Source organism: Centipeda sp. (in: firmicutes) (assembly GCF_057271695.1).
Genome location: NZ_DBHIVL010000090.1, coordinates 1 through 8593 on the forward strand (window position 1 = coordinate 1; position 8593 = coordinate 8593).

The following is an 8593-nucleotide window of genomic DNA, read 5'->3' on the forward strand; positions in this document are numbered from 1 at the left end:
GCGCGGCGAGTGAGGGTCGCGGCAAGATGATCGATCTCATGCTGCCCCTCCTCGTCCTCATCTGCGCGTGTATCTACGGAATGCTCTATACGGGCGGCATCCATGACGGCAACAGCATCGCCGACTCCTTCGCGAACTGTGACTCGTCGAAATCGCTTGTGCTCGGCTCGTTCATTGCCTTCGTCTTTACGGGGCTGCTCTATCTGCCGCGCCGCGTCGTCTCGTTCAACGTGTTCTGCGACAGCTTCGGCTGGGGCTTCAAGGCGATGACTCCTGCCATCTTCATTCTCTGCCTCGCATGGACGCTCTCGGGCATCTGCAGCAAGGAGTATCTCGACCTCGGCGGTTTCGTCGGCTCTGTCGTACAGGCGAATGCAGGGGTCGTCATGTTCCTACCGCCCCTCTTCTTCCTCGTTGCAGCAGGGCTTGCCTTTGCGACGGGCACGAGCTGGGGCACGTTCGGCATCCTCATTCCGATTGCAATCGCCGTCCTCGGACAGACCGCACCGGACATCCTTGTCGTCTCCGTTGCCGCCATCCTCTCGGGCGCGGTCGCAGGCGATCACGCCTCCCCCATCTCCGACACCACCATCCTTGCCTCTGCGGGCGCACAGTGTCACCACCTCGACCACGTCTCGACACAGCTGCCCTACGTCGCCGTCGTCGCCTCCTGCTCCCTCCTCGGCTACATCGCCGACGGACTCACAGGCAACGGCTACATCGGTCTTGGGGTCGGTGTTGCCGCACTCGCCCTCTCCATGGCAATCCTCTCTGCACGTGTGAGTTCGACGGAAAAATAAATATCGCTTCAGCGCAGTGAAAAGAGCCGCCGACGAGGTATAAACCTCGTCGGCGGCTCTTTCTATGGAGATAACGTCTTCGCACAGAGCAGCGACATCGCGGCATTATCCAATGCCGCGTTCGCGGCGCTGCCGCGAAAAGACCTCACGTATGTCCGCATACAGCCCCTCGGACCACAGGTCAATCTCAAGCGGCACAGAGAGCGTCAACGGATCGGCAAAGAGGAGCATTGCCAGTGTGAGACAGGCACGATGCTCACGCTCCCCGGCAGCGGCATACCATTCCTGCAGCTTAGAGAGAATCTGCGCCTCTCCCCACACGAGATTTTCATTCCGAACACGCATCTGGAGGAGCGCCAGATACCCCTCGTACCACTCCTGCGCACAGAAATTGGCAAGCAGCCCCTCTTGCCGCCCTGCAATCAGAGAAACGAGTCCTTTCTTTTGCTCAAAGATCCATCGCTCTACCTCCGGCAGATAGACCGCGACAGGATGCAGACTTTCTGCATAGTCCCGTTTGAGCCGCTCCGCGATTCGGTGTGCTGCGCCTGTATGCTTTGCGCGGAACACGTCGATGATTTCACGCCGCCGCTGTGCCTTAGGATCGTCGCCGCGAATCAGTTTCGTTAAATAATATTCCGCCTGTCCCCAGTTCTCGGCGACGTAGGAGCCTTCGAGTATCTTCTTAAAATCATCAGCTAGCTCGCTGGAACACGGACAATATACCATCGGGCGATCCAACAAGAAAAAGTGCATATTAAGAGATGAAAAGTCGCTCAGAAGAATATCTGTCACAAAAAGTGTATCAACAGCATTGCACCCTTCGTCCAGTTCAATGTCATGTGCTGCCAACTGCGCCTTATAGTCTGCAACATCCTGCTCGGTCATCTGCCCCTCCGTAACAAAATGATCAAACATTAAGGGATGCGGACGGATTGCAAATTTTAATTCCTCACTTCCATACTTTTCTGCGAATTCCAGAAACAGGTCTTTATATTCAAAGAAATGACTTCCACCAATCCTCTCTTGCGTAGTCCAACGCGGCGTCCACAAGATTCTACGTGCCGAATGAGCGGTGCGCCGTTCGTCCAGATAGCACTCAAAACAGGGATAACCGAGATCTTCAAAATGCTGCACACCCCTGCTGACTGTCAATGGATGGACAGCCTCCATCAAAAGCTTCTCTTCCTCTGAATCACAAAAATGGAAGGTTATATGCGAAAAGAAGTCTTCCATTCTTGCATTCAAATCAAGAAAATTTTTCGTTCCTGGCGAGGCATATGCAATATAGCAAAGTTTTGCAAACTTAGCAAGCTCGCGCGTATGTGTACCGATGAGCGGGCGAAGTGCCTCGTATGGCTTCGATAAAAAGATATAGTCTGGCGCAAAAACACGCAGATCGAGAACATTCGTAAAATCGTAGACATCGGGATATCGATCGTGAAAGAAATGCCAATACCCCTCGTCATATCGCCCTACGGTTTTCTGCATAGCAGCGTCCGTTGCCGTGTATGTGGGGACAAGTACAATGATTGTCTCCACCGCTTCATCGGCGGCAAACACATCATACACAGGTTCCTGCTTATCCCAGACGAACGGATCCTGCACAAGAAAAAGAACGCGCATCTTACGCTCCGTATGCACACGATTATGCGCTTCCTGCAAATAATACGCCGCTGTTTCGCGGTTGGCAAATGCGTCTACCCGCATCATATCGCCCCTCTCCTGCTCGGCTCATTCGTACCCCGTCTAGCAACACTCTGAGCAATACGCGCACGTACAGAAAGCCAGTCTGCCTGAGAGCGGGCATATTCGCCCTGTTTCATCCCATTCACGATAAGCTCATTGGGGAAACGCACAATGCCATCGTTCCGATGAAACCCATATTTCTCGTGATAGCGTATGGATGCGATGTTATCGCGCACGATATGCGCATAGCAAGTATCCACCTTCAATGCGCCGTACATATAGTCCGCAAAAAGAAGGCTTGCCTCTGCAAAGCGCAGACTTCCCCGATAACGGCGATCACCGACGAGTAGTCGCCCTGTAATGCAGAGCCGCTGTTCCGGATCATAGTCTGTCCACCCCATTGTAGCAAACGGCGCATCCGTTTCTTTGTCCACGACGATGAGCAGCCCCTGCGCTGGATCGGAGCAATAATACTCATACCATGCACGCTGTTTTTCAATCGTAAGCTGAAAAGGCTGGTTCAGATAGCGGTTGTTCACGGGATCATTGCGCCACGCTATGATGTAGGGAAAATATGCCTCCACAACCTCCACCAAATATACCGATTGCCCATCCAGTCGAATCCCCTGCATCATACGCATTCACCCAGCATCTCGATATCTACTCCATCAGTTTCTGCAGTTCATAAGGGTTGACATCCTGCAAGTATGTCTCTGTGGCGATGATCTGATCCACCTCAGCATAATACCTGCGAACGCTCTGTGCATAGGGGGAATTCGCATTGCTCCGCCCCTCTATGTGCCACTTGCAAAGCTCCCTTAGATCCGCATGCCGCTCTGCCATGATTGCAAGCATCGCATGATTGTCGCACATGAGTCGCTTCTTCCACTCTTCCGATGCCACATTTGATATGCCATCGCTTCTTTCATACCATATGAAATTATGATCCCAAAAGCCGAGCGGTATCCCATCTGCTACCATCAGCACATACGCCGAATCCTCCACGTACACAACCGACCCGAGAATACGATCTGTATAAGAGATCATGCGTGTACGTTCCCCCATGAACGACGCTCCGCAGGCATAATCCTGACACACGAGGTACGCTTCTTTAATCGCCGCAGTATTTCGCGCCAGATACGGACGCAGATTGTACGGATTCATTCCATTGTAAATGTGAATCTGCTCTGTGCTCTTGCCATAATAGCAGCTACGCCCAAAGGCAATATGATATCCCTCACGCTCCATGAAGCGGAGCATTCCCACAAGTGCCGTATCGTTGTATAGACCATCCCCCGGGGAGATCGGCTTGACATATCTACCGTGCGCGACAGCATATGCGTTCCTGATGTTGCGAACCGTTCCCCGATTCTCCATGCTGCGTACGATGTAATAATCCGTAATCCCATGCGTGGTCATCCACGCCTCAATCAGATCCTGTCGGAAGTCCGGTGTCCCATCGTCTGTAATGATGATTTCATAGGAGCAGCCCTGTTGACGAATGATGGACGTAAGCGTCATGAACAGCTTCTCATAGTCCGGCCGATAGGTAAGGACACAGACGGAGACATCAACCTCTGCCATGTATCACACACTCCCCTACATAGGCATTGATCGTATCGATCACATAGGCGATCTCATCTGCCCGCATCCCGTTGAACATCGGCAGGCTCAGCACCTCATCCGCATACTGCTCGGCGATGGGGAAACTACCGCGCCCATACCCGAGCTGCGTATAGCACTCCGCCAGATGCGGGGGAATCGGGTAGTGGATCACCGTATCGATGCCGAGTTCCGAAAGATATGCCTTGAAGTGATCCCGCGCTTGCGTTCGTACAACGAACTGATGATAGACGTGTTCCGCTCCCTCGCGCAGTGTGGGCAGTGTGATATGGTCACTCTGCATCCCCGCAAGATACTGCGCCGCAATCGCCCTGCGCTCGGCGGTCAGTTCGGGCAGGAAACGCAGCTTCACACGCAAAAGCGCCGCCTGGATCTCATCCAGACGGGAGTTGACGCCACAAAGCTCATTATGGTATTTTTCCTGACTGCCATAGTTGCGGAGCATCCGAATCCTATCGGCAAGAGCCGCATCATCGGTCACAATCGCTCCCGCATCGCCGAACGCGCCGAGGTTCTTCGTCGGGTAGAAGCTAAAGCAGCCGACATCACCGAAACGTCCTGTCATCACATCGCCGAAATGCGCCCCATGCGACTGAGCGCAGTCCTCGATCACGGCAAGATGATGCTGCTTTGCGACCGCCATGACAGACGGCATATCGACTGCCTGTCCGTAGAGATGGACAGGCATGATGGCACGCGTACGCTTCGTAATTGCGGCTTCGAGTTTCGATGTGTCCAAATTGTAGTATTCATTCGGTTCGACGAATACTGGGGTTGCTCCGTTTGCTGTGACCGCAAGCACCGTTGCGATATAGGTGTTCGCGGGCACAATGACTTCATCGCCCGCACCGATCCCGAGCGCAGCGACAGAAAGCGTCAGCGCGTCAAGCCCCGAGTTAAGCCCGACGGCGTATTTCGCCCCGGTATAGGCGGCAAACTCCTCCTCGAACGCTGCAAGTTCCGGCCCCATAATGTACCAGCCGGAGCGCAGGGCACGCAGAGCCGCTTCCTCATACGCCGCAGCGTGAAGTTCATACTGTCGCCCAAGTATGGCAAGATCAATCTTCATGCCCGCGCCTCCCCACGCACCATACGCAAGAATTCGTCGTAATCACGAATGTAATCTGCCTCGTCGTAGACCTCAGACGCGAGCACCATGAGCACGGCATCTGCGGAGAAATCATACATTTCCCGCCACATCGCACTGGAGATATACAGCCCCTCGTAGGGTTTTTCGAGTGCAACGACCTTCTTCTCATATCCGTTGTCAAGGCGCACCTTGCAGCTTCCATGAATGCAGATGAGGATCTGTTCGAGTGCCCGATGGGCATGATGTCCGCGCACCACCCCCGGCACGGTGTCATACATATAGTAGACACGCTTGATGCGGAACGGGATGTCGTTAAACTCCTCCAGAGCGACAAGCATACCGCGCTCATCGCCGTGCGGCTGAAACATATATTTTACGATCTGCATCGTACACTCCCATTCGTTCTAAAAGGTATGAAACATTCTCCGATAAAGCTACTCGTTATCCGCTCCATCCCACTTTGCCTGTTCCCAAAGTTGGGCATACAGAGCCTCCTGGACCCGCAGATCGACGTCAAATACTCGGATGGGATAGTCCGATCGATTCTCGCGCAGGATCTTCGCCAAATTCTCCGCAAATTCGTCCTCTGTGACAACGAGTTTTTTCGAGCGGAATACATTCTCTTTCATTTGACGGTAGGTTGGATCTCCGATAAAATGTCGCAGTTCCGCAAGAAGCTCCTCCAGATCCGTATACTCGATGCCCAGCTCCTCCGTGGGCAGGAGTACCGAAGGCGCACCCGCCCCGTGCGGAAGACAGAGGAGGTTAAACGGTGGTCTCCCTGCCAGTGCCGCATACTGTGTCATCAGACCACCAATTTGCGGACAGGTGTTGAGATACATATCCACGTTCTGCATAATTTGGAACAGGTCTTCACACTCTCCCGTAAGAAAGACCCGTCCCGCATATTTTTGCTCCAATGCCCGCAGATCAAAAAACTGGTGCTCCGGTCCCGTTCCCGCATACCAAAATTTTACATAAGGGAAGTTCGCAAGACAGAAATCGACAATCTGATAGTATGTTTTTGCTCGGTCAAGCGTTTTATAAACAGCCCCGCCCGAGAAGATGATAAAGTCTCCCGCTGCCTTTTCAAACGGAAACCCTTGAAACGCAAGTGTCCTGTCGATACAGGGATAGTAGAGCTGTTTCAATATTTTCTGAGGTGCGATCTGCCGATGCTGCCGCGAGACATTCGCGCCGAAATCACGAAACTCAAGACAGTAATCAAACGCATGAGTGCCGAGCCAGAAGGCATGATCCGTCAGGTTGATCTGATAGCGCATCATCTGTCCCGCAGCGCGCATGAATGTGAGAATTCCCGCAATATCCCATGGTGTCGTATACAAGAACCCAATATCGGGCCGGAGCTCATCCATGACATCGCACAGTAGATGTGTGTGCGCCCATGCGCCCGTATTCCTCGCATCCGGCAAGAAACAGACACGACCGCCGCCCTCCTTCAATGCCGCTTCCAGACTGGGAATATTCCCTCGTGCAGATTCCGGAGCGAGATAGAAGAGCTCGATGTCCATGCGGCTGAGCGCACGGAGATAGATGAGTGCAAGGCCGCGTATGTCGTATCCGAATGCGTCGTAGAATACAACGCGCTGCCGCTCATGTTTTTGCTGTGCAGAAGACGGCTCGGGCAGCAGCTTTGACAGCGTGTCCAGATACCCTTCGAGGACTTCATCCGTATAGGTTTGATTGCAGTGATAGAGGATAGTCGCAAGGTATTCCATCGACCTCATGACGTTCTCATAGGAGCCGCTGCGAAGGTGTTGTCCGATGATCTCACGCTGCTGCGACACTTTTACAAAAAAATCATTCAGTTTTCGCTGAGTTTCCTCCGCCAATACAGGGGAGCGTACGAATGTCTGTACACCGGTGTGTCGTGCAGACGCACCTTCTATAGCATCCTCATCCGATGGAAATACAACTTCCCCATGAACAAGTTTTTTCAGTTCCTGCGGATCGACATTCTGCAGATAGGACTCTTTGCCCCTCACCCGCGTCATCTCAGCATCGTATGCCTCCATGATCTTCATATAGGGTAAATCCGACGGCGTTCTCCCGCCTGTATGCCAAGTGCACAGATCCCGCAGTTCCGGATGCCGCTGTGCAATGATCATCAGCACCACGCAATGATCGTGTCCAAGCCGCGTGACCCACGCATCAGACGATCCGCCCGAAATCCCTGTTCCGCACTCATACCAGATAAAGTTGTGGTTCCAAAAACCGAGCGGTATATCATCTGCGACCATCATGATATGAACGCCATCTTCCATGTAGGTCACATGGCCGACGATATCCTTTGTATAGGAGATCATCAAATCGCGCTCAACAAGGAATGCCGCACCAACCGCATAATCCTGACAGACGAGATGAGCCTCCTTGATCGCAGAAAGCTCCCCCTCTTGATAGGGACGCAGATAATGAGGGTTCATACGATCCACAAGGATGTATTTATGATTTTCCTTACGATAGTTACAAGAACGCCCGAATGCAAATTGATAGCCGTTCTGCTTCATGAACTGCATCATATCTGCCAGAACGTGATCGCTGTAGAGGAAGTCGCCCGGAGATATGTTCTTAATGTAGCGACCACGGGCATGGACGTACATATTCATATAATTTCGTACCGTCCCCTGATTCTCGGCACTGTGGAAAATCGTATAGTTCTTAAACCGATGCTGCAAAAGCCACAGTTCCACGCGCTTCGCGTCAAAATGCTCCGAACCGTCATCCCCTACCAGAATCTCGAAGCGGCATCCCCGCTGCTGAACAATCGAGGTAAGCGTCGCAAAAAGCATCTCATCGTCGGGGCGATATGTCGCAACACATACGCTGATATCACAGATATCATGATACGGCATCCAGCCGACCGCGTTCACGACCGATGCGCCCATCCCAACGGCAATACGGACGCAGTGCGAAGAAAGCTCGTCCGCTGCCGCAATCAGGCAGTCCTCCTGCCGCAGTGCTGCATAAAAAAAAGCATCCGAATATAGATGTGCGAGGACAAGCGGAGCATCTTCGCCGAGTGCCGCGAGGAGTTCGAGCATCTCGCCCAGCTCCGCGAAAGCATCGCCCTCCGGCAGCATCAGTATCAGAGCCGTCTGATCTGCGGCGGAGTAAGCACGGAGGTACGAACGGAATACACTGCGCCACAGCCCTTCATCCGAAGTAAAATCGGGCACAAAATAATAAAGGCAGCAGCCCTGTGATCTGAGTTCTGCAATCCGACGAACGGCTTCTTCTGTCTGTGAACCACTGTGTGCGGCTTCTTGTTCCCTCATACTCCACTCTTTCTCCGCATACAAACGCCCATATATTTATATCTTGGATGTACAATCTAAGTGCAACACAATTTAACAAAAAAAGGACTCATAAC

7 protein-coding genes are annotated in these 8593 nt (G+C 52.8%); 1 reads left to right on the forward strand and 6 read right to left on the reverse strand.

Annotated features, from left to right (window positions below; all coding sequences use genetic code 11):
• Positions 1 to 800: Na+/H+ antiporter NhaC family protein (locus ACO6BQ_RS11090; RefSeq protein ID WP_489120936.1), on the forward strand; the 800-nt coding region annotated here is incomplete at its 5' end.
• A 105-nt stretch (positions 801 to 905) separates the two neighbouring features.
• Here the strand turns inward: ACO6BQ_RS11090 and ACO6BQ_RS11095 are convergent.
• From ACO6BQ_RS11095 to ACO6BQ_RS11120, 6 genes are read right to left on the reverse strand one after another with little or no spacing between them, the layout of a single operon-like run.
• Positions 906 to 2513: a CDP-glycerol glycerophosphotransferase family protein gene (locus ACO6BQ_RS11095; RefSeq protein ID WP_489120937.1), complete on the reverse strand. Its 1608-nt coding sequence runs from the start codon at positions 2511 to 2513 to the stop codon at positions 906 to 908.
• Entirely contained in the window at positions 2510 to 3130 is a 621-nt protein-coding gene (locus tag ACO6BQ_RS11100; RefSeq protein WP_489120938.1) for a GNAT family N-acetyltransferase, read from the reverse strand. Before ACO6BQ_RS11100 ends, ACO6BQ_RS11095 begins: the two co-directional genes overlap by 4 nt.
• Positions 3131 to 3149: 19 nt before the next feature.
• Positions 3150 to 4073: a glycosyltransferase family 2 protein gene (locus tag ACO6BQ_RS11105; RefSeq protein WP_489120941.1), complete on the reverse strand. Its 924-nt coding sequence runs from the start codon at positions 4071 to 4073 to the stop codon at positions 3150 to 3152.
• A complete protein-coding gene (locus ACO6BQ_RS11110) occupies positions 4060 to 5181 on the reverse strand; it encodes a DegT/DnrJ/EryC1/StrS family aminotransferase (RefSeq protein ID WP_489120943.1) in 1122 nt (373 codons plus the stop codon). The genes ACO6BQ_RS11105 and ACO6BQ_RS11110 overlap by 14 nt, the downstream gene beginning before the upstream one ends.
• Complete coding sequence (locus ACO6BQ_RS11115; protein WP_489120945.1) at positions 5178 to 5588, reverse strand: sugar 3,4-ketoisomerase; 411 nt, start codon at positions 5586 to 5588, stop codon at positions 5178 to 5180. The genes ACO6BQ_RS11110 and ACO6BQ_RS11115 overlap by 4 nt, the downstream gene beginning before the upstream one ends.
• A 48-nt stretch (positions 5589 to 5636) precedes the next feature.
• Positions 5637 to 8498, reverse strand: a complete 2862-nt coding sequence (locus ACO6BQ_RS11120) for a glycosyltransferase family 2 protein (protein ID WP_489120947.1) — start codon at positions 8496 to 8498, stop codon at positions 5637 to 5639.
• Positions 8499 to 8593 lie beyond the last annotated feature (95 nt).